The following is a 23428-nucleotide window of genomic DNA, read 5'->3' as shown; positions in this document are numbered from 1 at the left end:
ATGAAGCGTCGTTGTACGATTTAGTAAACGACCGGGACTAGTGGTATAGTAGTTACAAGAATTTGGCCCACTTTTTTTCTAAGGTAAATATAAATTGTGTATCTCTCTAATATTTGCCGCCTATGTTAACTGTGGGATAGGAGTGTGAAAGAATGAGCGGAAACATTACAGTAATCGGCTTAGGCTCGGGCGATCCTGATCGATTGACCCTGGGAAGCTTGAAACAGCTTCAAAATGCGCAGCAGCGTTTCGTTCGTACAAAAGACCACCCGGTCGTATCTTGGTTAGAGGAGACGGGTGTGAGCTTCTCATCGTTTGATACCGTGTACGAGGAGAAGGCAGATTTCCCTTCGGTCTACGAGGAAATCACAGAGCGATTAATCGCGAGTGCAAGGGGTAATGATATTGTATACGCGGTTCCTGGGCATCCGATGGTAGCGGAAGCTACGGTGAAGTTATTGCGGAGCCGTTGCCCCGAGGAAGAGATTACACTGAGTATCATTGGGGGAGAGAGCTTCCTTGACGAAGCTTTTCTGCGGTTTGGTTTTGACCCTATTGAGGGTTTTCAATTGCTCGATTCTTCAGGATTATCGCCTGCCAATATAGATCCGCGGATGCATACGCTTATTGGACAAGTTTACGACGTCTTTACGGCTTCGGAAGTGAAGCTCAGCCTGATGGAAGTGTATCCTGATGATTATGAAGTTGTCATCGGACATGCACTTGGTGTAGCGGGTCAGGAGCAAATGATTAAGGTACCGCTCTATGAGCTTGATCGGACGGAAGGGTACGGTAATCTGTCTCTCGTATACGTCCCAGCGAGTAACGATGATAGTTTGCGTATTCGTAGTTTTCAAAGGTTACATGAGATTGTCGACATTCTCCGTAGCCCAGAGGGTTGCCCGTGGGACCGTGAGCAAACCCATCAATCGATTCGTAAGAATCTAATTGAGGAGACCTATGAGGTGCTAGAGACGATCGATGACGATGATCCCGATCATATGCGAGAGGAACTCGGTGATTTGCTGCTGCAAATTATGCTTCACTCGCAGATGGAAGAGGAGACCGGCGCTTTTACCGTATATGATGTGATCCAAGAGCTAAATGAAAAACTAGTATATCGTCATCCTCACGTATTTGGAGAATTGAGCGCAGAGGATGCTGAGGCAGCGCTGAATAACTGGGAGGCCATGAAGGCTGAGGAGAAGCGGCGGAAAGGAATCGAGCCAGAGAGACTTTCAGTACTGGATGGCGTACCTCGAGATTTGCCAGCTTTGATGAAAGCATATAAACTACAGAAGAAGGCGGCCAAGTCAGGGTTTGATTGGGATCATATTGATGGCGCGTGGTCCAAGATCGAGGAAGAATTGGGCGAACTTAAGGAAGCAGTGCAAGGTGGGATGGATCCATTAGAGCAGACACGAGAGCTTGGGGATGTGTTGTTCTCGATTGTGAATGTAGCTCGGTTCATCGGGGTTGATCCCGAAGAGGCGTTGTCTCTGACCATTCTTAAATTTGTGCGACGGTTTAATTATGTAGAGGAAATCCTACGTGAGCGTGGCAAGACACCGAAGGAGAGCAACTTGGCTGAAATGGATGCTTTATGGGATGAAGCCAAGAACAAAGGGATACAATAATCGGCAGAAAATACTAAATTTCGTCTATTTTTGTGAAAAAAACAAAAAAATTATCTCTTTGGAGCAGGAATTCGGGCTTTAAGAAAGAATAATCATACAAGATATTATTGTGGTTATACGGAGCCTTGGCTTCTTATACAACTACAGTATCACCTATTTTCTTAACTATTGGGAGGCATTATTAATGAACAAGACAGACCTTATCAACAACATTTCCAGCAAAAGTGGCTTGACCAAAAAAGACGTTGAATCTGTATTGAACGGATTCCTCGGTGAAATAACCGATGCTCTTGCAGGCGGAGACAAGGTCCAATTGATCGGCTTTGGTACTTTCGAAACTCGCCAACGTTCAGGTCGTACAGGCCGCAACCCACAAACAGGTAAAACGATCGAAATCCCTGCATCGAATGTTCCAGCTTTCAAAGCAGGCAACAAACTTAAAGAAGCTGTAAAATAATGCGTCTTGATAAATTCCTGAAGGTGTCGCGGTTAATCAAGCGTCGCACGGTGGCGAAGGATATTTCTGAACAGGGAAGAGTCCTTATCAACGGGCGTGAATCCAAACCGAGTAGTACGGTTAAAGTGGGCGATCAAATCACCGTTCAATTTGGCCAAAAGCTGGTGACGGTTGCTGTCGAACGACTCGCCGAAACAACTCGTAAGGAAGACGCTGCTACCATGTATACCTTGGTTAAGGAAGAACCAATTGTGAAGGATAACGGTCTAGACTGGTCCTAAATGATTGTGACTGTACAAGATAAGAAGCATGTCTCTGTTAATCAGAGATGTGCTTCTTTTGTTTAAGAATAGGCAATGTATACGATGAAACTAAAAAATGCAAAATTCCCTCTACACAAATACCCGAATAATGGTAATATATAGTTACTAACCTCTGATTATTGCTGTTATAAAGTTCTACCTAATCTGACAGCAAGATTGTATTTGTCTTCATGGCACTGCATCATTGCCTGCTTCTGAGACAACCCCTCTGTTTACACACAAATACTCCTTTTGTGAGACTGCGATTTTTGACTAATCCAACCAAGATGTATAACAAAGCCCGATTTTTATGCGCAATGCTTTAAAACACCTCATCAAGTGAAAAATTTCACAATTATTTCATTCATCTTTTGCTTGGAACCCCATAATGTAAAACAACTGAATATGAAACAAGGGTGATCGCTGATGAAACAGTTGGTACAAAAGCTGTACTCTTGCGGAGAACTGTCCCAAGAGGAAGTCGTCCATCTGCTGCATAATCTTGGCCCTGAGTCTCGTGATGAGCTTTTTCGTTATGCCCACATGAAGCGAATAGAGCGATATGGAGATAAGGTATTTATGCGCGGTTTGATCGAGTTTTCTAGTTTCTGCAGGCAGAATTGTCTGTATTGTGGACTTCGCGCAAGCAATGTAGCAGCCGAAAGGTATCGTTTACAGCCAGTGCAGATACTAGATTGCTGTCAGGAAGGGTACGACCTTGGATTTCGTACGTTTGTCCTGCAGAGCGGAGAGGATTATTGGTATACAGAGACAATCCTTGTTGACCTAGTTAGGTCCGTTAAGGTGAGATTTCCTGATACGGCGCTCACTTTGTCCATTGGGGAACGGGACGAAGAAACATATCAGAGCTTGTATGAAGCGGGTGCGGATCGTTTTTTACTTCGTCATGAAACCGCTTCCCGAAATCTCTACAAGAAACTCCATCCCACGATGTCTTTTGACAATCGACGTAAGTGCCTGGCGACACTGCAGCGAATCGGCTATCAGGTGGGAGCTGGTTTCATGGTTGGGTTGCCTGGTCAGACCGTAGCGGATTTAGCAGAAGACCTCTTGTATTTAAGAGCTTTGAACCCAGACATGATCGGCATTGGTCCTTTTATTCCTCATGACGATACACCGCTAAGAGATGAGAGCGCCGGTTCGCTGGAAGACACCTTAGTGATGGTTGCCCTCGCTCGCCTGTTTGTGCCGGATGCGCTTATACCAGCTACGACAGCCCTTGGCTCCTTGGATGTAATGGGTAGGGAAAGAGCGTTGAAGGTTGGAGCAAATGTAGTTATGCCGAACTTGTCACCTGTGACTGTTCGTAAAAAATATGCCCTGTATAACAACAAGATCTGCACCGGAGAGGAGTCGGCAGAGTGTAGACACTGCCTTGAGCTTCGCATTAGAGCAGCGGGCTTCTTCGTGGATATGGGGAGGGGGGATAGTCTTAAGTCGGTTACAGTCAAACCATAGCAGGAATCGTTTTATCCCGCAGATACATGTGAAAATTTTCTCAATCAAAACGTAGAGGAGAAATGGAGAATGAGCATATTGACCAAAACAAATGAGCTCTGGTTTTTCGAAATCCGTCTGGAATCCATCGGCGGGATGGGAGCTAATTTAGCTGGAAAAATGCTGGCGGAATCCGGGGTGCTGGGGCTCGGTTTAAATGGGACTAATTTTTCGTCTTATGGCTCGGAAAAGAAAGGGTCTCCCGTCAAGAGTTTTGTACGCTTCTGCCAACCTGATGTTGAAATTCGTGATCATAGTCCAATTGAGCAGCCGGATGTGATCGGTTTGTTCCATGAAGCGCTGCATACCACCGTCAATGTATTAAGTGGATTGAAACCGGGGGGTGTCGTCCTGGTAAATTCGACCCGGAGCTTTGAGGAGATTCGGCGCGATTTACAGTTTCCCTATGGAACACTTGCCTTGATTGATGCGATGGGCATTGCAATTGATGAGCGCACTAGGGTGAATACATCTATGCTGGGTGCTCTTTTCCGCATCTGTGATTTTCTAGATCCAGATACGATGCGCCAGGTCATTCGCCAGACATTCGAGAAGAAATATCCGCATTTAGTAGAGCCTAATTTACGCACGTTTGAGCGAGGATATCAGGAGGTAAGATTTCAGACGATTGAAGCACTCACTGATGCCGCCGGCATGAAATTTGAGCGGCCGGAGCCTTTGCTTGGATATGAGACACAGGTACTTGGGGGACTTATTCGCACACAAGGTAACAGCATGCTGAAAGATTTGAGCGGCTCACGCCAAGGTTATTTACCTGAACTAGATTTAGCTTCGTGCATTCATTGCGCTAATTGCGATTCGGTTTGTCCTGATTTGTGTTTTGTATGGGAGTCAGGGGAGGACAAACGGGGGCGGCAGCAGATGTTCTTGAAAGGGATTGACTATCAATATTGCAAGGGCTGTTTGAAGTGTGTGGAAATCTGTCCGACGGGGTCATTGTCATCACTCCGGGAAGAGGTCGGGTACGCCGACAATCACCGCGTTGCCCACGTATTTAATTAAGCTTAGGGAGGACTATTTCTATGTCGATAACAGAAGACAAAATTTCTGCCTTAGCATTGGCAGAGCAACTCGTCGCATTTGAGTCGGGTAACGAAGCCGCAGCGATGGCTGCAACGCAGATTAATTATCATGTTATGGGTTATTTTCCGATTACTCCATCCACGGAGATTGCACAAATTTTGGACCAGAAGAAAGCGCAGGGTTTGCATGACATCAAGCTGATTGCAGCGGATGGTGAACATGGCTCGGCGGGGATTTGCTATGGTGCGGCTTTGAGTGGGGCTCGGGTTATCAATGCAACCAGTGCCAATGGATTTTTGTATATGATCGAGCAACTCCCCGTGCAATCAGGCACGCGTTTTCCTATGGTACTCAACCTGGTCACGCGCGCGATCAGCGGCCCGCTCGACATTCGTGGGGATCACTCCGATCTGTATTATGCGCTGAACACAGGTTGGCTCATTTTAACCGCTAGTACACCGCAAGCCGTATACGACATGAACATTATCGCTTTGAAGCTTTCGGAGCATGCCGATGTACGTCTGCCTGTCATCGTTGCTTATGATGGCTTTTTCACATCACATCAAAAACGGAAGCTGAGCTATTTTTCAGATGGCCGTACCGTTCGCGCTTTCGTAGGGGAACTGCCACCAGCCGGCTTTGATGATGTAGTTGATCCGGCTCATCCAGTTACGATTGGCGCCCATATGAACGGTGATGATCTACTGAACAATCATTATCAATTATCCTGCGCTATGGATCGAGCGGCTGAGGTATATCAACAGATTGCGGGCGAATACGGGCACTTAGCGGGCCGTAATTATGAGGCGTTGGAGTTATATTGTATGGATGACGCTGATGTAGCGGTATTCCTCCTGAACTCGGCTGCGGAATCAGCCAAAGATATCGTTGATAAATTACGTGCCGAAGGAGTTAAAGCAGGGCTTATCCGTCCGAATATCATCAGACCATTTCCAGCAGAGGAATTGCGGTCAGCACTGCGAGGAGTCAAAGCACTTTTGGTTGGCGAACGGGCGGATTCCTACGGTGGACAAGGCGGCAATATGACTCATGAGGTGCGATCAGCCTTGAAATTGGACCCGAATAACGAAACGATTGTACTTTCTCGTGTATTTGGACTCGGTGGGAAGGATTTCTATCCGGATGATGCTGAAGCCTTTTTCCGGCTGGCCATTGAGGCCATGGAACAAGGTAAAGCAGAGGTTCCTTTTGATTATTACGGGCATACGCCAGGCGATCCCGACAAGCAGCTACAACCCGTGTTAACACCAAGCTATGGGGATGCCTATAATAGCGGGCTGATTCAAGTGAATCCAGACGAAGCAACAGGAAAGCTGAGAGTTAAGATGCCACCGCTGCGTAGCCTGACGTCCAAGCCAAAACGGTTAGCCCCAGGTCATGGTGCTTGCCCGGGTTGTAGTGCAATCTCATCTCTAGAGTTGTTCTATAAGGGGATCGAGGGTGATGTGGTTACGCTGATTCAGACCGGATGCTCCTATGTTGTTACCGCGGGGTATCCATATACTTCACACAAACAGACCTTTATTCACAACCTATTCCAAAATGGAGCGGCCACCGTCTCAGGCGTTGTGGAAGCATTCTGGGAACGCAAACGTCGTGGTGAAATTGATGTGTCTGATAATGTAACCTTCATCATGGTGACGGGTGACGGCGGTATGGATATCGGGATGGGGCCAGCCATCGGGGCCGCTTTGCGTAATCATAAGATGATTATCCTGGAATACGACAATGAAGGTTACATGAATACCGGCTCCCAGCTTTCTTATTCCACGCCGCTAGGTCATCAGACCAGTACGTCTGGTGTAGGTAAGAAGCAAAAGGGCAAGGCGTTTCACCATAAAGACACGCCACAGATTATGGCGGCAACCCACATTCCTTATGTATTCACTGGAGCAGAATCCAATCCACAGGACCTGGTCATGAAAGCGGCTAAGGCTCAGTGGTACGCGCAGAATGAAGGTCTTGTCTATGGCAAGGTGTTAAGCACCTGTCCACTAAACTGGCGTTCCGAGGATGAACTGGGTACTCAAATTCTTAAAACCGCAGTGGATTCCTGCTTCTTCCCACTGTATGAGATTGAGCATGGAATAACCAATATCACTTATAACCCGGAAGCAAAGAATGCACGTGTTCCCGTTGTTGAATGGCTCAAGATGATGGGCAAGACGAAGCATATGCTGAACGATTCAGAACTGTTGTCTGCTTTTGAAGAGGAAATTGAGCGGCGGTGGGAGCAGCTGAAGCTCAAGCATGAAAGCCCACTGCTATAGTGCGGATGACAGGTGCTGGTGTTGTGTCTTGCCCCATTGTTAGAGACACCGCACCGGCTCCCCTTGATCAATTATCGAAACAACAATGGGAAGGGAGAGAATTCACCATGGAAGACACATGCTGCTGCCAAGGTGAGCAGTCGAATGAACGTCTTGATAAGGTAAAAGAGGTCATTGAACAGTTTCGAATGCTGCAAGGAGCACTTATACCGGTACTGCATGAAATACAGGATATTTTCGGGTATTTACCTGAAGAGGCGCTTCGGATTGTTTCTAGTGAATTGGATATGCCGATGGCGGAAATTTATGGAGTAGCTACGTTTTATTCCTTTTTCTCGCTAGAACCTAAGGGTGAACACGTGATCCGCGTCTGTATGGGAACCGCTTGTTATATCAAAGGAGCGCAGGCCGTGTTAGATCGACTTAGTCAGGAATTGAACATTCCGGTTCAAGGCACTACCCCTGATGGCAAATTTACTCTTGATGCAACCCGCTGTCTTGGTGCCTGCGGACTGGCACCGGTAATGACTATTGGTGAGAAAGTATTTGGTAGATTAACGCCAAAAGAGATTCCGAAAATACTAAAACAGATGCGAACACCTGTGGAAGCGCACTAGGGGAGGGGGAAAAAGATGAAAACGCTGATTAATCTGGAAAGTATTCGCACAGCGGGTCTAGGCCTGGTCGACAGGCGGAGATTAGGTGAAGTCAGTTCGGTTGGCGTAGCCGAGCGATCCGTTATGATCTGCGGAGGTACGGGATGTGCGTCTTCGGATGCAATGCAAATTGTTGATGCGTTCATACAGGAAGTATCCAGCCAAGGAATCGAAGATAAGGTTGAAATCGTTCGTACAGGTTGTTTTGGCCTCTGTGAATTAGGACCAGTCGTTATTATTTACCCCGATGAGGTTTTCTACAGCCGCGTAAGCCTAGAGGATGTAGCTGAAATCGTCGAGGAGCATCTTCTTAAGGGACAATTTGTGGAACGGCTGGTATACCAGCAATCGATGGAAAATGGGGTGATTAAGCCACTGCATGACGTTGATTTTTTCCGCAAGCAGAAACGCATTGCCTTACGTAATTGCGGCACCATTGATCCTGAAGAGATTAACGAGTACATCGCTGTAAGCGGATACCAAGCATTACACAAAGTGCTTACTAAGATGCAGCCAGCAGATGTGGTACGCGAAGTGAGAGAAGCGGGGTTGCGAGGACGGGGGGGTGGCGGTTTTCCTACCGGGATAAAATGGGAAACTGCGGCTAAACAGCAGAATGCACACAAATATGTGATCTGTAATGCCGATGAAGGTGATCCTGGTGCATTTATGGACCGCTCTATCTTGGAGGGGGATCCGCACTCGGTATTGGAGGGTATGGCGCTTGCTGGTTATGCAATTGGTGCAGATCATGGATTTATTTATTTGCGGGCCGAATACCCAATTGCGGTGAAACGGGTTCAAATTGCGATAAAGCAAGCCAGAGAGTATGGTCTCTTGGGAGAGGATCTGTTTGGTTCGGGCTTTTCGTTTGATGTCAGTATCCGCCTGGGGGCCGGGGCTTTTGTCTGTGGGGAAGAAACGGCGCTGATGAATTCCATTGAAGGAAGACGTGGTATGCCTAATCCTAAGCCACCATTTCCAGCCGTAAGTGGCCTATGGGGGAAACCTACCGTCATCAACAACGTGGAGACGCTGGCAAATGTGCCGATCATTTTGCTGCAAGGAGCTGATTGGTATGCCGGCATTGGTACAGAGAAGAGCAAAGGCACGAAAGTTTTTGCGCTTGGTGGTAAGGTCGTCAATACAGGGCTAGTGGAAGTGCCGATGGGTATCACCTTACGTGATGTGATATATGAAATCGGCGGAGGCATTCCTGGCGGGAAGGCATTTAAAGCAGTCCAAACGGGAGGACCCTCTGGGGGCTGTCTGACGAGTGAGCATCTGGATCGTCAAATTGATTACGATACGCTGCTTAGTCTCGGCTCGATGATGGGTTCCGGCGGTATGCTCGTGATGGACGAAGAGACTTGTATGGTCGACGTAGCTCGGTATTATTTGGATTTCACACGGGATGAATCCTGCGGGAAGTGTGCACCGTGTCGGATTGGGACGAAACGTCTGTTGGAAATCCTAGATAAAATCACGGAGGGAAAAGGGACGCTACAGGACCTGGATAAATTGGAGGAACTGTCCGAACAAATTAAGGCGGCTTCACTTTGTGGGCTGGGCCAGACCGCTCCTAACCCGGTGTTATCCACCTTGAAATATTTCCGTGACGAATATATTGCGCATGTCATTGATAAGAAATGTCCGTCCGGGGTATGTCGCTCACTGCTCACCTATTACATTGAGGCTGAGAAATGTAGAGGTTGTGGGTTATGTGCACGCAAATGTCCGTCGAATGCCATTACTGGTAAGTTGAAAGAGCCGTACGTGATTGATCTGCAAGCCTGCATCAAGTGTGGAATCTGTTTTGAGAGCTGCAAGTTTACAGCTATTTATAAAAGCTAAAGGTGTGAGGAGACCGTGATGGATACCGTAAAATTAAAGATTGATAATATTGAGACGGAAGTGCCAAAGGGGACGACGGTTCTTCAGGCTGCTCGCGAGCTGGGCATTCGTATCCCCACACTTTGTCATCTACAGGATATCAACCACTCGTCAAGCTGCCGTGTGTGCCTTGTAGAAGCTGGCCCTCGTCTGATCGCTTCCTGTACGCTTGCAGCCGAAGATGGCATGCAGATCAAGACCAATACAGAACGGGTGCGCAAAGCCCGTAAGACAACCATTGAGTTGATTCTATCCGACCACAACCGGGAGTGTACTTCCTGTTTACGTAGTCGAACCTGTGAGCTTCAAGATGTGGCTTATCAAGCCGGGGTGCGTGAGGTGCGTTATGCAGGGGAGAAATCCAATGGATGGTTTGATATTTCCTCTCCATCGATCGCAAGGGATATGTCCAAATGTTTGCTCTGCGGGCGTTGTGTGGCCATGTGTAGCAATGTGCAGACTGTAGGGGCGATCGGTTTTATGAATCGTGGCTTCGATACGATGATTGGCCCTGCATTAGATAAACCGATTGGTGAATCAGTCTGTGTTAACTGTGGGCAGTGCATTATGGCTTGTCCAGTTGGGGCACTACAGGAGCGGGAGCACATACAGGATGTTTGGAAAGCGCTTGCGGATCCGCATAAATACGTCGTTGTTCAGACTGCACCTGCGGTGCGTGTTGCTTTAGGTGAAGAATTTGGCATGCCGATGGGTACCCGAGTGACAGGTAAAATGGTGGCGGCTCTGCGTAGGCTTGGTTTTGACAAGGTGTTTGATACGGATTTTGGTGCGGATTTGACCATTATGGAGGAAGGTACTGAGTTACTTCATCGGGTGGAGACCGGTAAAGGATTACCACTCATGACTTCCTGTTGCCCAGGATGGGTGAAATTCGTCGAGCATTTCTACCCAGATATGCTAGATAACCTCTCAAGCTGTAAATCACCACATGAGATGGAAGGCGCAATGATTAAGAGTTATTTTGCAGAAATGATGGACATTGATCCTGAGCGGATTGTGGTTGTGTCGATTATGCCATGTACCGCGAAAAAGTATGAAGGGGAGCGGACAGAGTTATCCAATGAGGGCATGCAGGATGTTGATTATGTACTGACGACACGGGAAATTGCTCAAATGATTAAAGAAGCTGGCATTGACTTCGCTAATATGCGTGGCGAAACGTTTGATAATCCGTTTGGCGAGTCGTCCGGCGCTGGCGTTATTTTTGGCACAACGGGCGGTGTGGCTGAAGCTGCTTTGCGTACAGTCTTTGAACTCGTTGCAGGTCATGAGCTAGAGACTGTGGAGTATAATGCGGTGCGCGGAATGGAAGGAATTAAGGAAACGGTAGTTGAATTGCCTGGAGGTAAGATCATTCGTACCGCTGTTGTCCATGGACTGGGCAATGCTAGAAAGCTAATGTCGATGATCCAAAAGGGGATTCGCAAATACGAGTTTATTGAAGTTATGGCTTGCGAAGGTGGTTGCATTTGCGGCGGTGGACAACCGATGGTTGATGCTAAGGTGAGGGAAAAAGTTAATGTGAAGGCGGAGCGGGCTAGAGCGATCTATGCTGAGGATGAGGCAGCCACGATCAGAAAGTCGCACAAGAATCCATATATCCAAAAGATTTATCAAGAGTTTCTAGATAAGCCGAATAGTCATAAGAGCCACATCTATCTGCACACCCATTACTTGGTGCGCTCCCGTTATTAGCGAGGGGTTGAGTCCTTCGTACCTGGTATTTATATCGCTAATTATAGGGAGGGATAACCATGAGCACAGCAGCACAGAGGGAGCAGGCTGATTTTATCCGAGATGAAGAGATTGTTGAGTCTCTTGCGTATGGAGCATTTGCAGCCCAGGAACAGGACGTAGTCCGGACGATTCTTGATCAGGCTATGGCCTGCAAAGGGTTAAGTGCGATGGAAGCGGCCGTGCTACTTCATGTTGATGATGATGAGTTGCTTGAGGAAATATTCCATGCTGCGCGCGAGGTGAAGGAGCGCATTTACGGAAATCGGATTGTGTTGTTCGCGCCGTTGTATGTGAGTAATTACTGCGTGAATAATTGTCAGTACTGTGGATACAAACAATCCAATACGAGTATGAGCCGGCGACGTTTAAACAGTGAAGAGTTGATTCAAGAGGTAGAAGTACTACAGAAGCTAGGGCATAAACGGCTCACACTGGAAGCCGGGGAAGATCCTCTGCATTGCTCGACTGATTATCTTATCGAATGTATCGAGACGATCTATTCGGTTAAGGTCGATAATGGCAGTATTCGCCGGATAAATGTCAACATTGCAGCAACAACGGAGGAAGACTATCGCAGATTAGCTGATGTTGGGATCGGTACGTATATTTTATTCCAAGAAACCTATCATAGGCCTACTTACCGTAAGATTCATACGAAAGGCCCCAAGCGTGATTACGATTGGCATACGACAGCCATGGATCGCGCGATGAGGGGAGGTATTGACGATGTTGGGGTAGGTGTTCTTTATGGGCTATATGATCACAAATACGAGACCATAGCCATGTTGCTGCACGCTGAGCATTTGGAGGCTACTTTTGGTTGTGGACCTCATACGGTCTCCGTGCCACGCTTGCGTCCGGCTGCAGGAGTTGATCTGGAGAGCTTCCCTTATCTGGTGAGTGATCAGGAGTTCAAGAAAATCGTAGCCGTACTTCGTCTTGCTATTCCATATGCAGGCATGATCCTATCTACCCGGGAAGATCCGGAGTTCCGAGATCAGGTGATCAAGCTGGGTATCTCCCAGATTAGTGCAGGCTCCTGTACGGGGGTTGGCGGGTATGTGGACACGTATGAGGGCAATGAGAACGCAGATAGATCTCAATTTGAGGTGGGGGACCATCGCTCGCCATTGGAGATTATTAAATCCCTCTGCCGTGATGGATACCTTCCGAGTTATTGCACGGCCTGTTATCGAGAGGGGCGCACCGGGGATCGATTTATGCGCCTAGCTAAGTCAGGGCAAATTCACAATGTTTGTCACCCTAACTCGTTATTAACTTTGCAGGAATATTTGCTTGATTATGGCGACGAGGAAGCTAAGGAAATGGGGAAAACGATTATTCAGGACAATATTAAACGGATTCCAAAGGCGTCGGCTAGGAAGGTCACGATTGACCGGTTGGCGCGAATTGAAGCCGGTGAGCGGGATTTGAGGTTTTAAGTTATGTTTGCACACAGAATATACAACGACCCGGCCGCAAAGGCCGGGTTTTTGGTGTATCAAGCATGATCAATGCATGGGTATACGTTTACCAGCTAGTAGTCCTACTCACTGACTCTTCCCAAGCGTTCAAAGCAGAAGGGAACAATTCAATTGCGCGTGGGAAAACCCCGTGTAAATAAGCGATCAACACCCCATAGTTAACGATGGGAACCCCGGCAATCATCGTTTCGCCAATGCGATGCAGCATGGCTCGACGGTTTAACATACAGGCACCGCAGTGAACAATTAAGGCATAGCGGCTCAGATCATGCGGATAACTATACCCGGTTATGTGCTCAATATGAAGTTGCTTGCCAGTCACCTGGCTTAGCCATCCTGGTATTTTGACGGTGCCAATGTCATCAGACTGCTGATGGTGAGTGCAAGCTTCAGCAATCAATACATGATCGCCATCACGTAAATTATCGATGGTCCGAGCTCCTTTAACCAACTCATTCAAATTGCCCTTATAACGCGCATACAGGATCGAGAATGAGGTGAGCGGAATATCAATAGGGGTATCGGCAGCGACTTGGTGGAAGGCTTGCGAGTCCGTGATAACCAGCCGTGGCTTCTTACCTAGCTGTTTCAGCGTTCTCTTCAATTCATGCTCTTTGGTAACGATAGCAGTGGCATCGCTCTCTAGAATGTCGCGGATGGTTTGCTGCTGCGGCAGAATCAGTCTCCCTTTTGGTGCAGCAGAATCAATCGGAACGACCAGTACGACTAAATCTCCAGGGGACACTAGGTCGCCTACAATACGGAATCGCTCGTTATCATGAGGGAGGGTGTTAATGATTGCCTGCTTCAGCTCCGCAGCGCCGTCCCCCTTTGTAGCGCAAAAGGGAATGCTCTTACTATCAAGAATGAATTCAACTTCATTACGGATGCTCTCCACATCTTCCGCGACATCCGTTTTATTGAGAACAATAATGACGGGAATATCTTTTGACCTTAGCTCAGCAAGTAAGTCTACATAAAAATCATCAGCACCCACTGTCGCTTCAACAACCACCAAAGCGAGATCGGTTCGGCTAATTACTTCTCTTGTCTTCTGCTTGCGCAGGTACCCAAGTAGTCCCTCATCATCCAGCCCCGCGGTGTCAATCAGGACGACCGGACCAAGTGGCAGCAACTCCATTGCTTTATATACCGGGTCGGTTGTCGTGCCCTTCACAGGGGAGACTACAGCAATCTCTTGTCCTGTTAGGGCGTTAATTACACTTGATTTACCTACATTACTCCGTCCATAAATTGCGATATGAATCCGATCTCCCCTTGGTGTTGCATTCAGGCTCATAGGTTATTCCCCTCCATCACATAAATGGCATAAATTACATTTAACGTAAAATAAATCTGTTTTTTATGCAGTAAAGAAGATCACTAGTTTTGCCCTATTAAACTAAAAAATATCGCAGCCAAGCGGTTCTAATTGCACTGTTATCCCCATAGTCTATCTGTAAGAAGGAGGGGTACATGCCATGATCGAACAAAGTAAGGGGAAACGCCAGGAGCTACACTTGCTGCAAAGAAAGCTGCTGGAGATTAATGGTGTCCTCAATGTAGAGAGTTTCGACAGCGAGGAGTTTCTGTTACAGACTGAGCTTGGGCATTTAACAATCCGCGGCCAGAATTTGCATATAAAAAATTTGAATTTAGAGCAGGGACAAGTCAGTATCGAAGGCCTGGTTAATTCCCTGTCCTATTTAGATCCCGGTTCCAAGTCATCCGGTAAGGGATTGATGGGCAAGTTATTTCGATGAATCTGCAGACGCAATGGATGACCCTGCTGTGGATGTTATTCTCCGGGGGAATGATGGGAATTGCCTTTGATAGCTATCGTGTGATCTCGGGAGAACTTCGTTTTCCGCGCTGGAGTGTTCATGTCTTGGATTTATTCTATTGGATTGCGGCAGCGTTGTTCGTTTTTCGAAATCTGTACCATAGTAACCAGGGAGAACTACGATTCTATGTATTTTTAGGTCTTTTTATAGGAATTTGGATTTATTTTTTGTTCCTCAGTGTTATAACAGAGCGTTTTGTGGTAATGTTAATGAAGGTGACTAAACGTATTTATGCAGTAATAGTAAGGATAATTCAACTTTTGTTGATAGTTCCGATACGTTGGTTGCTGAAGGTAATCAGAATTCTTCTCAGTTTTGTCTGGATTATGTTAATGTTTATCGGGCGGATTACTATTTTACCGATCTGGAAGCTATTAACATGGATGACTAGTCCTATACGTAAGCGTCTGAGAATTGGTGAAAGACTTCGCTTCATACAACAATGGGCGATTAGAATATGGCAACGCTGGTTCAGCAAGAATTGACGGTATGGAGGTGTCCGGGTGAGCTCAGTTAAGAAAAAGTCTACTAACAAAGGCCAAGCTTCTTCAAGTTCTACCGGGGCACGTAGAAGGCTCCGTTTATGGGCGGGATTTATGATCATATTTCTTGGTTGGGCGGGATACACTTACATAGCTCAATCTGGGGAAATTGAAGCAAAATCTCAGCAACTAGCGGAGAGAGAGACCTCCATGGCCACAAGTAAACAAAGCTTAGACCAGTTAGAATATGAATTAAACCGACTCAAGGATCCTGAATATATTGGGCAAATCGCAATGAAGAAATACGGTCTATACAAACCGGGGGAAATTCCAGTCCGGGTATCAGAGTCTGAGACGGGAAATGATTGACTCTTGGGGATATACGTCTGTTGACCTTGTTTGAGTCATTCGGTATAATCAAATCACCGCAGTCAAGACTGTGAGACCTGGCTGTATATTTTTAAGGGAGGATCATTTTATTTTATGGCAATAGAAGTGGGCACCAAGTTAGAAGGAAAAGTGACAGGCATCACGCATTTCGGAGCATTTGTGGATCTGTCAGGAGGTGTCACGGGTCTCGTTCATATCTCGGAAATCGCCGACAATTATGTTAAAGATGTCAACGATCATCTGAAGATAGGCGACGCGGTTACCGTGAAGGTAATTAATGTCGATAAGGACGGCAAGATCGGGCTATCCATTAAGCAAACCGTAGACAAACCAGTAGAGGCTGCTAGACCGCCTCGTGCACCGAGACCTGATCGACCGTCAGGCGGAAGAGATGGAGACCGTCCAAGTGGTGGCGGCGGTGGTGGAGGATTTAACCGGGATCGGGGAGGACGTTCATTCAAACCCCCAGCTGGTAAAGCTACCTTTGAAGATAAAGTGTCACGCTTCCTCAAGGATAGCGAAGAACGCATTTCTTCACTGAAGAAGAATACGGAAGGCAAACGCGGAGGTCGCGGAGCCAAACGAATGTAATCCCCCAATCATATATTAAACCCACCGTAGGCAATCGTGATTGCCTACGGTTTTTTTGTGTGCTTTTCTTTTATTTCAAATAGATTAGGAGAAACTTTGGACATGTATCGCCGAGCTCATGTTTTTTTTGTCGTCTTCCTTCTTTTGCCGACAGGTTATTACGCATTTCCAGTAATCTCAAGTTGAAACGCTGATGATTCTCTAGCGAAGCGGCACAAATCTGTACGAACATAGGAGCGTATCATGAGATGCAGGTACAGAGTGGGCCTGTGTTCGCCCCGTTTCGTAATCCTCTCTCAATTTGTCGGAAATTTCTTTACTAGTGGTACCGACATCTGACAAACTTTCCATCGCCGCCCTCCTATAATGGGACATACTTACAAAAATTAGAAAAGGCGGTGCGAAAGACGATGGAGAAGAGGAATGTCATCTCATTCCCAGGGATGAAGAAAGCTAAGGAGCCAATCGGTATCACATGGCGGACTAGATGGACAAGCATACCCATCGTAAAGAAGTGGAGCTTGGTCTTTGCGGCAAATAAATGGAACGGATTATTGTTATTCATGGGATTTTTACTTGGTAAAGCAACGATTCTAGGAGAGTTATCTCCTTTTGCTGCGGCTTTCTTCGCTGTCCTTGTGTTTATGCGCCGAGATATTCTCTTCTTGGCCGGTGCCTCGATGATCGCCGGAGCTATATTTGCACCTGTAACTGGTCATCACGTCATTGTCATTGCCGCAGAACTCATCATATTCTATTTGATTTATAAAGGAGTAGCATCATTCGATCGAGCCGATATTTCTTATGCGCCGCTCATGGTGTTTACTTCCACGTTTTTTGTAGGATTAGTTGGAGCCATTATTGGCCCTTCCTTGAGCTGGTATGCCATGACCATGATCGTAATGGATGCTGTATTAAGCTTTGTGCTTACGCTCGTGTTCATTCAGGCGCTGCCTATTCTTACTTACCGCAAAAAAAACTATCAACTTCGGAATGAAGAAATACTTTGCCTCGTTATTCTACTTGCTTCTGTAATGACCGGATCAGTCGGATGGTCGGTGAATGATTTATCTATCGAACATGTGATGTCGAGATATTTAATTCTTATATTTGCGTTAGTTGGCGGAGCGCCACTAGGTGCTTCTGTTGGTGTAGTAACAGGATTGATCCTTAGTTTGGCTGATACATCGGCGCTATATCAAATGAGCTTACTGGCCTTTTCCGGAATGTTGGCCGGAATGCTGCGTGAGGGACGTAAATGGGCAGTGGGCTTCGGAATGCTTCTAGGCTCCTCGATCTTGTCCATTTATCTCACGGGTCCAGCCGATGTCATGTCCTCAACATGGGAAAGTTGTGTTGCCGTTGGGCTGTTTCTTTTGACACCGAAAAGCATGATAAGCGTCATCTCCAAGTATGTACCTGGCACGCAAGATCATATGAATACTCAACATGAGTATGCGAAAAGGGTGCGAGATATTACTGCTGAGAGGGTAACGAAATTCTCGCATGTATTTAAACAGTTATCGCATAGCTTTGGAGTGGTCGCAAGCTCTGGTGAGCTAGCCAAGCGGAATGAAGACATGGATCATTTCATGAACTCCGTAACGGAAGGTGTGTGTGGGAGCTGTTTTCGCCGGAATTCTTGCTGGGAAGGTAAGTTCTATCAAACCTATAAATATATGACCGATATGATGACGTTGGTTGAAGAAAAGCCAGGTTTAAATAAAGAACAGATTCCTCCAAAGTGGAATAAAATTTGCTCCAAAACAGAACAAGTACTTGAAGTGATGAAACGGGAATACGATCTCTATCAACATGATATGCATTGGAAGCGGCAAATATACGATAGTCGCCAGCTTGTGGCAGAGCAGTTGTCCGGTGTCTCTCAGGTCATGGAGGATCTGGCCAAAGAGATTAAGCGGGAAGGTCAGGCGATGTACAAGCAGGAGGAACAGATTAGAGAAGCGCTAGAAAAGATGGGATTATCCATCCATAGTATCGATATTGTAAATCTAGATCATGGGAATGTGGAGATTGAAATTGTCCACGCTTATACTCGTGGGTTCGACGAGTGCCGGAAGATTATTGCTCCACTACTATCGGATATTCTTGTTGAACATATTGCCGTCATAAGTGAGTCTTCTTTGGGCGGAAGGGAGGGACTTGCTTGTGTGACGTTTGGCTCGGCCAAGACGTATGAGATTACGACAGGAGTAGCGGGTACAGCTAAAGGTGGGGATTTATTGTCCGGTGATAGCTTTAGTGCAATGGAACTTGGAAATGGTACTTATGCGGTAGCCATCAGTGATGGCATGGGTAATGGGGAGCGAGCAAGAATTGAGAGTAGCACGGCACTGAACATTCTTGAACAATTGCTGCAGTCGGGGATGGATGAGACACTTGCCATCAAGTCGGTTAACTCTATTTTAATGTTGCGTTCGCCGGACGAAATTTATGCTACCGTTGACCTGGCGCTAATTGATGAATATTCTGCTCGAACGACGTTTATGAAGATTGGTTCGTCTCCAAGCTTCATCAAACGGGGGCAAGAGGTTATCCCTGTATCGGCTAGCAACTTACCTATCGGAATCATTCAGGATATCGAAATTGATTTGGTAACCTTGCAATTATACCCTGGAGACACGCTGATCATGATGACCGATGGGATTTATGATGCTCCAGGTCATGCGGTAAATAAAGAACTGTGGATCAAACGATTGATCCAAGAAATTCATGAAGAGAATCCGCAGGAGATGGCAGACCGTCTGCTAGATTCTGTGATTCGGTACCAGCAAAATGTTATCTTAGATGATATGACTGTTGTTGTGGTCAAAGTGGATCACTTAAGACCGCAATGGGCAACGCTGAACATTCCAGGGATTAGCACGCTGGAGCGGCCTCGTACCGTAAGTTAGCGTACCAACTCGTGTTAGAAATTTAACATAAGTAGTTCAGATAATATTAAATATGGAATAGTTTGGAACATTGTAGTAATATAGCACTATGTTTCTTTTTCTGGGTAATTATTTCTATTTATTCTCAAATGAATAACTATTACGGCAAAACTACTGAAAAGTAGTGACGCAAAGCTATAGGGACTTCCTACCTACTCATGTAGAAGATGTCAGCCAGTTGCCAAAAAATTGGTGATCTATGGTGTTGCTTACTATGGATCATCTTTTTTTATGCCTTGGAGAGAGAAACGTCATCGTGTTTGAAGAGATTAAGCTTCGGGCGCTGGATTAAAATATAGATCAGCAGAGAGAGCTAAGGAGCAAATGCCTATGAATACCCTACTGTTATCAGAGAAGACGAAAGATTATTGGCTCAATGAGTTTAAACCCCCTTTATCCGGATGGAGTCTGTTCACTGATTATCCCAAACATCTCTCGGTTAGAGAGATACAGCGTTCCACTTATGTATTGGACGTAAGCAGAGAGCAAATGAACGATATTCAAAGACATTTCGATCTGCACATATGGATGCTGACCTGTTATTTTGTTTTCCTTTTTAGAATGAGTGGAGAAGGAGATCAGATTGTTGGAGTAAGCGGAAATGATGGAGAAGTGATACCGCTGCGGATGATCATGGATGGAAATACCTCCTTCCGCAAGATGTATAGGCAGGTATCAGTCAAACTTAAAATGAACCGGAATTCCCGTCTCCCCCTCAATGAAATTGAGTACATAACCCAGTATTCGCCCATCCTAGAAACCATATATGGAGTAGACAATACTTATGCGCACAGTTGCTTGAACTGGCATGTGAACAAAGCTGATGAACAATGGACTTTAGATATTTCGTATCATAAGTACTTGTTCAAAGAGAGCACGATCCGCAAGTTTGCAACCCATTACCAAAGTATTGTTCAAGCCTCATTAGTGGATGACGATATTGCGGTAGCAAGTATTCCGATTCTGACCGAAGAAGATGAGGATGCTTATGATGCGCTTAATGATACAGCTAAAGCGCTGCCTGTAAACTTGGACATTCCTGCTATGCTAAGGGATACGGTCCGTCGTTTTCATGATCGCATTGCTCTATCGTCCGGTCAGCAAAAGCTCACGTATGGCAGGCTGGACGCTTTATCTAATCAAGTGGCACAGATGTTAAGACAGCGTGGTTTATCTAAAGGTGGATTTGTCACTATCTTCATGGAACGGAGTATCGAGGCAGTGATTGCGATACTCGGAGTTCTAAAAGCCGGGGGGGCTTATATCCCGCTTGATCCCGAGCACCCTGATGCTCGAAATGCTTATATTATTTCCGATACAGACAGTTATATTGTAATTACAAAGGAATGCTATACTCCGAGGTTAGTGACGCTGTTGGATGGAAGAGACTTAGACGATGTTGTTTTTTGCTTGGATACAGGGGGACTTGATCTATATCCAGAGGATCCTTGTAGCGTTTCTCTTACAGGTGATGACGTAGCATACGTTCTCTACACCTCTGGTACTACGGGTAAACCGAAGGGCGTCTTAATTCCCCACGTTGGTGTTATTAATCTTGCCGCTGATACGATGAATCATTTGCAGTTGAATGAGCAGGATGTCATTTTGCAGTATTCTACCTTCAGCTTTGGCGCTTCGGTATACGACATATTCAGTTCTCTTTGTAGCGGTTCAAGATTACATTTATTGACGAGTAAAGAGCGTTATTCGGTGGAAATGTTCACCTTGGCGGTTCAGTACACGAGGGCAACGCGGATTGGTATTTTGCCAACGGTGTTTTTTAATCAATTGTCCACTTATCTAAGTGATGAAGATGCGCGGAAGTACGTCAGAGTCAAGAGCTTTGTTATTGGCGGTGAGGTATTAACTGGAGAGGTTGTGCGGGCATTCCAACAGAAACTTCATCACAGTCCGATTATTGTAAATGCTTATGGGTCGACAGAGGCCTCCGTTGTGACGACGACGCATACTATTGATTATATTGTACCTGAATACACCTCGAGCATTTGTATCGGTGAGCCGATTACAAACTACGAGGTACTCATTGTGAACGAACATAACCAGCCTTGTCCGAAGAACGTTATGGGTGAGCTATTGATCCATTCAGTTGGATTAGCTAAGGGGTATCTTAACGAACCGGGGCTGACCGAGAAAGGTTTTGTTATAGATCCAGTTCATCCGCAATCTGGCAGGATATATTATCGTTCCGGTGATTTGGTGCAATTGCAGGATCATGGTATTCAGTATATGGGTCGCAAGGATCTGCAAGTGAAGATCGGGGGATATCGAATTGAGATTGGTGAAATTGAAGACAATCTAGAGAAGCATGAACAAATCAAGGATGCGGTTGTCATTCCTAAGGAAGATGAGGACGGCAATACAATGTTGGTTGCTTTCTATACTTCCAAGACAGGCCAGGTTCTAACTAAGAGTGAATTAGTGCAGTTTCTGAAGATCAAGGTGCCCGCATATATGGTTCCTAATTATTTTAATGTTGTGGAGTCATTGCCTGTATCACCTACCGGTAAAATAGATCGTAAGCAGCTAGCGTTAATTGATGTGGCTTACGATGATGAGCAAAACTCAAATTATATCGCCCCTAAGGACGATCTACAACGGAAGATTGCAGCCGCTTGGGAGAGTGCCTTTCATCGTACAGATATCGGCATTCAGGATGATTTCTTCGAGATTGGGGGGCACTCTCTAAAGATATGCGAGATACTTGTTATGCTGAAGCCTCAGTTTCCAAGGCTGAAAATGAATGATTTCTTCCAATATCCAACCATTGAGAAATTGGCTGAAAGAGTGACTGTTTTGGCCCAAACAGATCCTAATGAAGCGTTAGACAAGGATAACGGTGAAATAAAAGATTTAGCCGAATTCCCCCGTTCCTTTTATAATTCAGATCTATTGATTCCTAGTAAGGTGTACCGTCAGAAGCATATTCTGCTGACCGGTGCTACGGGTTATTTAGGCTCAAGGTTACTCTATGAGTTGCTAAATCGTAGTGACGATACCATAGTTTATTGTCTGATTCGCTCGCCTCTGGGAGAAGATCCACGTAGGCGGTTGTCTGATGTGATGAGCAACTATTTTGGACAAGATATATTAGAGAAGCTGGACAATCAGGTCATCGTGATTCACGGTGATTTGGAGAAGTATGGTCTGGGACTGACTGCAGCTAATAATGAATTTCTACGGCAAAAAGTCGATTCGATCATTCATTGCGGTGGCGATGTGAGGCGTTTTGGTGATTCGGAGTATTTCACTCGGGTGAATGTTGAGAGTACGAATTCATTACTGGAATTAATCCGAGACAAGCAGGATGCTCGTTTTCACTTTGTCTCGACACTGAGGATTCCTGAGGAGTTAGCGCTGAGTGGTCAATGGAATCAATTTACTGATAGGGATTTGTATGATTATTCAGTAACTCTTGATAATGTCTGTACGAACAGCAAGCTGGAAGCAGAGAAGCTGGTAGTTCATACCTGTGAGGTTGGGGGCGTTCCGACAACCGTATATCGCGTAGGTAACTTGTCTTGCCATTCACAAAGTGGTGTATTTCAACGGAATATAGACAACAATGCTTTTTATAGAATGCTGAAAGCCATGATTCTATTAAAGAAGGCGCCACGAGTTAACTGGCAGGTAGATATTACTCCGATAGATTATGCGGGCGAATCGATTACCTCGTTGGTACTTCATCAAGCCACGGTTGGTAAAATGTTTCATATATGCAACCCTGTACAAATTTCGTATGTAGATTTAGTAGAAAGCTTCCGAGCTTATGGTTATGACATTGAACTTGTAGAGTTAAGAGAGTATGAATCATGGCTGCTAGATCGCAGTCGACCTAAGGATGCTCGCGGATTGGAGCTGGCTATGGCCCAGCTTGAGGGTGACGGAGCTAATAATAGTCCGTATAGGTATACTTGCCCACAAACGATGGAGTATTTGGGTGGATCTCATGTGACCTGTCAGGAAATGAACCATGAGTTCTTCAAACGTTTGATCGATTACGCTATGTCCATAGGCTATTTCGATCAGCCATAAATCGCAACCGAGTCTTCAAAGACTCGGTTTTTTAGCTTTACAAATAAATTGTATTCCCTGCCATTTGTTTATAC

18 protein-coding genes and 1 riboswitch are annotated in these 23428 nt (G+C 46.0%); of the genes, 16 read left to right on the top strand and 2 right to left on the bottom strand.

The window, feature by feature from the left end:
- Nucleotides 1–152: 152 nt before the first annotated feature.
- The 10 genes from yabN to hydG all read left to right on the top strand — a co-directional run bounded on the left by yabN (nucleotide 153) and on the right by hydG (nucleotide 12998).
- Nucleotides 153–1637, top strand: coding sequence for a bifunctional methyltransferase/pyrophosphohydrolase YabN (gene yabN, locus IEW05_RS24530; RefSeq protein WP_188542507.1), 1485 nt, complete (start codon nucleotides 153–155; stop codon nucleotides 1635–1637).
- 184 nt (nucleotides 1638–1821) lie between these two features.
- Nucleotides 1822–2094: an HU family DNA-binding protein gene (locus IEW05_RS24525; RefSeq protein WP_188542506.1), complete on the top strand. Its 273-nt coding sequence runs from the start codon at nucleotides 1822–1824 to the stop codon at nucleotides 2092–2094.
- Nucleotides 2094–2375 (top strand): RNA-binding S4 domain-containing protein, encoded by a 282-nt coding sequence (locus tag IEW05_RS24520; protein WP_188542505.1) that lies wholly within the window; start codon nucleotides 2094–2096, stop codon nucleotides 2373–2375. The genes IEW05_RS24525 and IEW05_RS24520 overlap by 1 nt, the downstream gene beginning before the upstream one ends.
- A 447-nt stretch (nucleotides 2376–2822) precedes the next feature.
- The gene (gene hydE, locus IEW05_RS24515) at nucleotides 2823–3875 is read left to right on the top strand and encodes a [FeFe] hydrogenase H-cluster radical SAM maturase HydE (protein ID WP_188542504.1); all 1053 of its coding nucleotides are present in this window, start codon (nucleotides 2823–2825) and stop codon (nucleotides 3873–3875) included.
- A gap of 69 nt (nucleotides 3876–3944) precedes the next feature.
- Entirely contained in the window at nucleotides 3945–4937 is a 993-nt protein-coding gene (locus tag IEW05_RS24510) for a 2-oxoacid:acceptor oxidoreductase family protein (protein ID WP_188542503.1), read from the top strand.
- Between the two features lie 20 nt (nucleotides 4938–4957).
- Complete coding sequence (locus IEW05_RS24505) at nucleotides 4958–7249, top strand: thiamine pyrophosphate-dependent enzyme (protein WP_188542502.1); 2292 nt, start codon at nucleotides 4958–4960, stop codon at nucleotides 7247–7249.
- Between the two features lie 107 nt (nucleotides 7250–7356).
- Complete coding sequence (gene nuoE / locus IEW05_RS24500) at nucleotides 7357–7866, top strand: NADH-quinone oxidoreductase subunit NuoE (RefSeq protein ID WP_188542501.1); 510 nt, start codon at nucleotides 7357–7359, stop codon at nucleotides 7864–7866.
- 15 nt (nucleotides 7867–7881) lie between these two features.
- Nucleotides 7882–9759 carry an NADH-quinone oxidoreductase subunit NuoF gene (gene nuoF, locus IEW05_RS24495; RefSeq protein WP_188542500.1) on the top strand — a complete coding sequence of 626 codons (1878 nt, stop codon included), beginning with the start codon at nucleotides 7882–7884 and terminating at the stop codon, nucleotides 9757–9759.
- A gap of 18 nt (nucleotides 9760–9777) precedes the next feature.
- Nucleotides 9778–11514, top strand: a complete 1737-nt coding sequence (locus IEW05_RS24490; RefSeq protein WP_188542499.1) for an NADH-dependent [FeFe] hydrogenase, group A6 — start codon at nucleotides 9778–9780, stop codon at nucleotides 11512–11514.
- Between the two features lie 59 nt (nucleotides 11515–11573).
- A complete protein-coding gene (gene hydG, locus IEW05_RS24485; RefSeq protein WP_188542498.1) occupies nucleotides 11574–12998 on the top strand; it encodes a [FeFe] hydrogenase H-cluster radical SAM maturase HydG in 1425 nt (474 codons plus the stop codon).
- 88 nt (nucleotides 12999–13086) lie between these two features.
- Here the strand turns inward: hydG and hydF are convergent, their stop codons facing one another.
- Complete coding sequence (gene hydF, locus IEW05_RS24480) at nucleotides 13087–14340, bottom strand: [FeFe] hydrogenase H-cluster maturation GTPase HydF (RefSeq protein WP_188542497.1); 1254 nt, start codon at nucleotides 14338–14340, stop codon at nucleotides 13087–13089.
- A gap of 181 nt (nucleotides 14341–14521) precedes the next feature.
- Here hydF and yabP point away from each other — a divergent pair, with 181 nt between their 5' ends.
- From yabP to IEW05_RS24460, 4 genes are all read left to right on the top strand, one after another.
- A complete protein-coding gene (yabP, locus tag IEW05_RS24475; protein ID WP_188542496.1) occupies nucleotides 14522–14803 on the top strand; it encodes a sporulation protein YabP in 282 nt (93 codons plus the stop codon).
- A complete protein-coding gene (gene yabQ, locus IEW05_RS24470; RefSeq protein ID WP_188542495.1) occupies nucleotides 14800–15369 on the top strand; it encodes a spore cortex biosynthesis protein YabQ in 570 nt (189 codons plus the stop codon). Before yabP ends, yabQ begins: the two co-directional genes overlap by 4 nt.
- An 18-nt stretch (nucleotides 15370–15387) precedes the next feature.
- Complete coding sequence (locus IEW05_RS24465) at nucleotides 15388–15735, top strand: FtsB family cell division protein (RefSeq protein ID WP_229753733.1); 348 nt, start codon at nucleotides 15388–15390, stop codon at nucleotides 15733–15735.
- Between the two features lie 114 nt (nucleotides 15736–15849).
- On the top strand, nucleotides 15850–16347 hold the full coding sequence (locus IEW05_RS24460) for a S1 domain-containing RNA-binding protein (RefSeq protein WP_188542494.1): 498 nt from the start codon (nucleotides 15850–15852) through the stop codon (nucleotides 16345–16347).
- A gap of 201 nt (nucleotides 16348–16548) precedes the next feature.
- Here IEW05_RS24460 and IEW05_RS24455 read toward each other — a convergent pair whose 3' ends face one another.
- A complete protein-coding gene (locus IEW05_RS24455) occupies nucleotides 16549–16698 on the bottom strand; it encodes a hypothetical protein (protein WP_188542493.1) in 150 nt (49 codons plus the stop codon).
- Nucleotides 16699–16757: 59 nt separating this feature from the next.
- On the opposite strand from IEW05_RS24455, the gene spoIIE reads away from it, so the two are divergent.
- Nucleotides 16758–19262: a stage II sporulation protein E gene (gene spoIIE, locus IEW05_RS24450; protein WP_188542492.1), complete on the top strand. Its 2505-nt coding sequence runs from the start codon at nucleotides 16758–16760 to the stop codon at nucleotides 19260–19262.
- 133 nt (nucleotides 19263–19395) lie between these two features.
- Nucleotides 19396–19487: riboswitch (cyclic di-GMP riboswitch) on the top strand.
- Nucleotides 19488–19631: 144 nt separating this feature from the next.
- On the top strand, nucleotides 19632–23354 hold the full coding sequence (locus tag IEW05_RS24445; RefSeq protein ID WP_188542491.1) for a non-ribosomal peptide synthetase family protein: 3723 nt from the start codon (nucleotides 19632–19634) through the stop codon (nucleotides 23352–23354).
- Nucleotides 23355–23428: the final 74 nt, after the last annotated feature.

This window comes from Paenibacillus segetis (assembly GCF_014639155.1).
GTDB classification, from domain to species: domain Bacteria; phylum Bacillota; class Bacilli; order Paenibacillales; family Paenibacillaceae; genus Fontibacillus; species Fontibacillus segetis.
The sequence above is the reverse complement of the archived record's forward strand: the minus strand, read 5'-3'. Positions and strand labels throughout refer to the sequence as shown.

What these genes read in the sequence shown, in the direction of transcription:
- yabN (WP_188542507.1), top strand. Translation starts at nt 153, where the DNA reads ATGAGCGGAAACATTACAGTAATCGGCTTAGGCTCGGGCGATCCTGAT.
- IEW05_RS24525 (WP_188542506.1), top strand. Translation starts at nt 1,822, where the DNA reads ATGAACAAGACAGACCTTATCAACAACATTTCCAGCAAAAGTGGCTTG.
- IEW05_RS24520 (WP_188542505.1), top strand. Translation starts at nt 2,094, where the DNA reads ATGCGTCTTGATAAATTCCTGAAGGTGTCGCGGTTAATCAAGCGTCGC.
- hydE (WP_188542504.1), top strand. Translation starts at nt 2,823, where the DNA reads ATGAAACAGTTGGTACAAAAGCTGTACTCTTGCGGAGAACTGTCCCAA.
- IEW05_RS24510 (WP_188542503.1), top strand. Translation starts at nt 3,945, where the DNA reads ATGAGCATATTGACCAAAACAAATGAGCTCTGGTTTTTCGAAATCCGT.
- IEW05_RS24505 (WP_188542502.1), top strand. Translation starts at nt 4,958, where the DNA reads ATGTCGATAACAGAAGACAAAATTTCTGCCTTAGCATTGGCAGAGCAA.
- nuoE (WP_188542501.1), top strand. Translation starts at nt 7,357, where the DNA reads ATGGAAGACACATGCTGCTGCCAAGGTGAGCAGTCGAATGAACGTCTT.
- nuoF (WP_188542500.1), top strand. Translation starts at nt 7,882, where the DNA reads ATGAAAACGCTGATTAATCTGGAAAGTATTCGCACAGCGGGTCTAGGC.
- IEW05_RS24490 (WP_188542499.1), top strand. Translation starts at nt 9,778, where the DNA reads ATGGATACCGTAAAATTAAAGATTGATAATATTGAGACGGAAGTGCCA.
- hydG (WP_188542498.1), top strand. Translation starts at nt 11,574, where the DNA reads ATGAGCACAGCAGCACAGAGGGAGCAGGCTGATTTTATCCGAGATGAA.
- hydF (WP_188542497.1), bottom strand. Translation starts at nt 14,340, where the DNA reads ATGAGCCTGAATGCAACACCAAGGGGAGATCGGATTCATATCGCAATT.
- yabP (WP_188542496.1), top strand. Translation starts at nt 14,522, where the DNA reads ATGATCGAACAAAGTAAGGGGAAACGCCAGGAGCTACACTTGCTGCAA.
- yabQ (WP_188542495.1), top strand. Translation starts at nt 14,800, where the DNA reads ATGAATCTGCAGACGCAATGGATGACCCTGCTGTGGATGTTATTCTCC.
- IEW05_RS24460 (WP_188542494.1), top strand. Translation starts at nt 15,850, where the DNA reads ATGGCAATAGAAGTGGGCACCAAGTTAGAAGGAAAAGTGACAGGCATC.
- IEW05_RS24455 (WP_188542493.1), bottom strand. Translation starts at nt 16,698, where the DNA reads ATGGAAAGTTTGTCAGATGTCGGTACCACTAGTAAAGAAATTTCCGAC.
- spoIIE (WP_188542492.1), top strand. Translation starts at nt 16,758, where the DNA reads ATGGAGAAGAGGAATGTCATCTCATTCCCAGGGATGAAGAAAGCTAAG.
- IEW05_RS24445 (WP_188542491.1), top strand. Translation starts at nt 19,632, where the DNA reads ATGAATACCCTACTGTTATCAGAGAAGACGAAAGATTATTGGCTCAAT.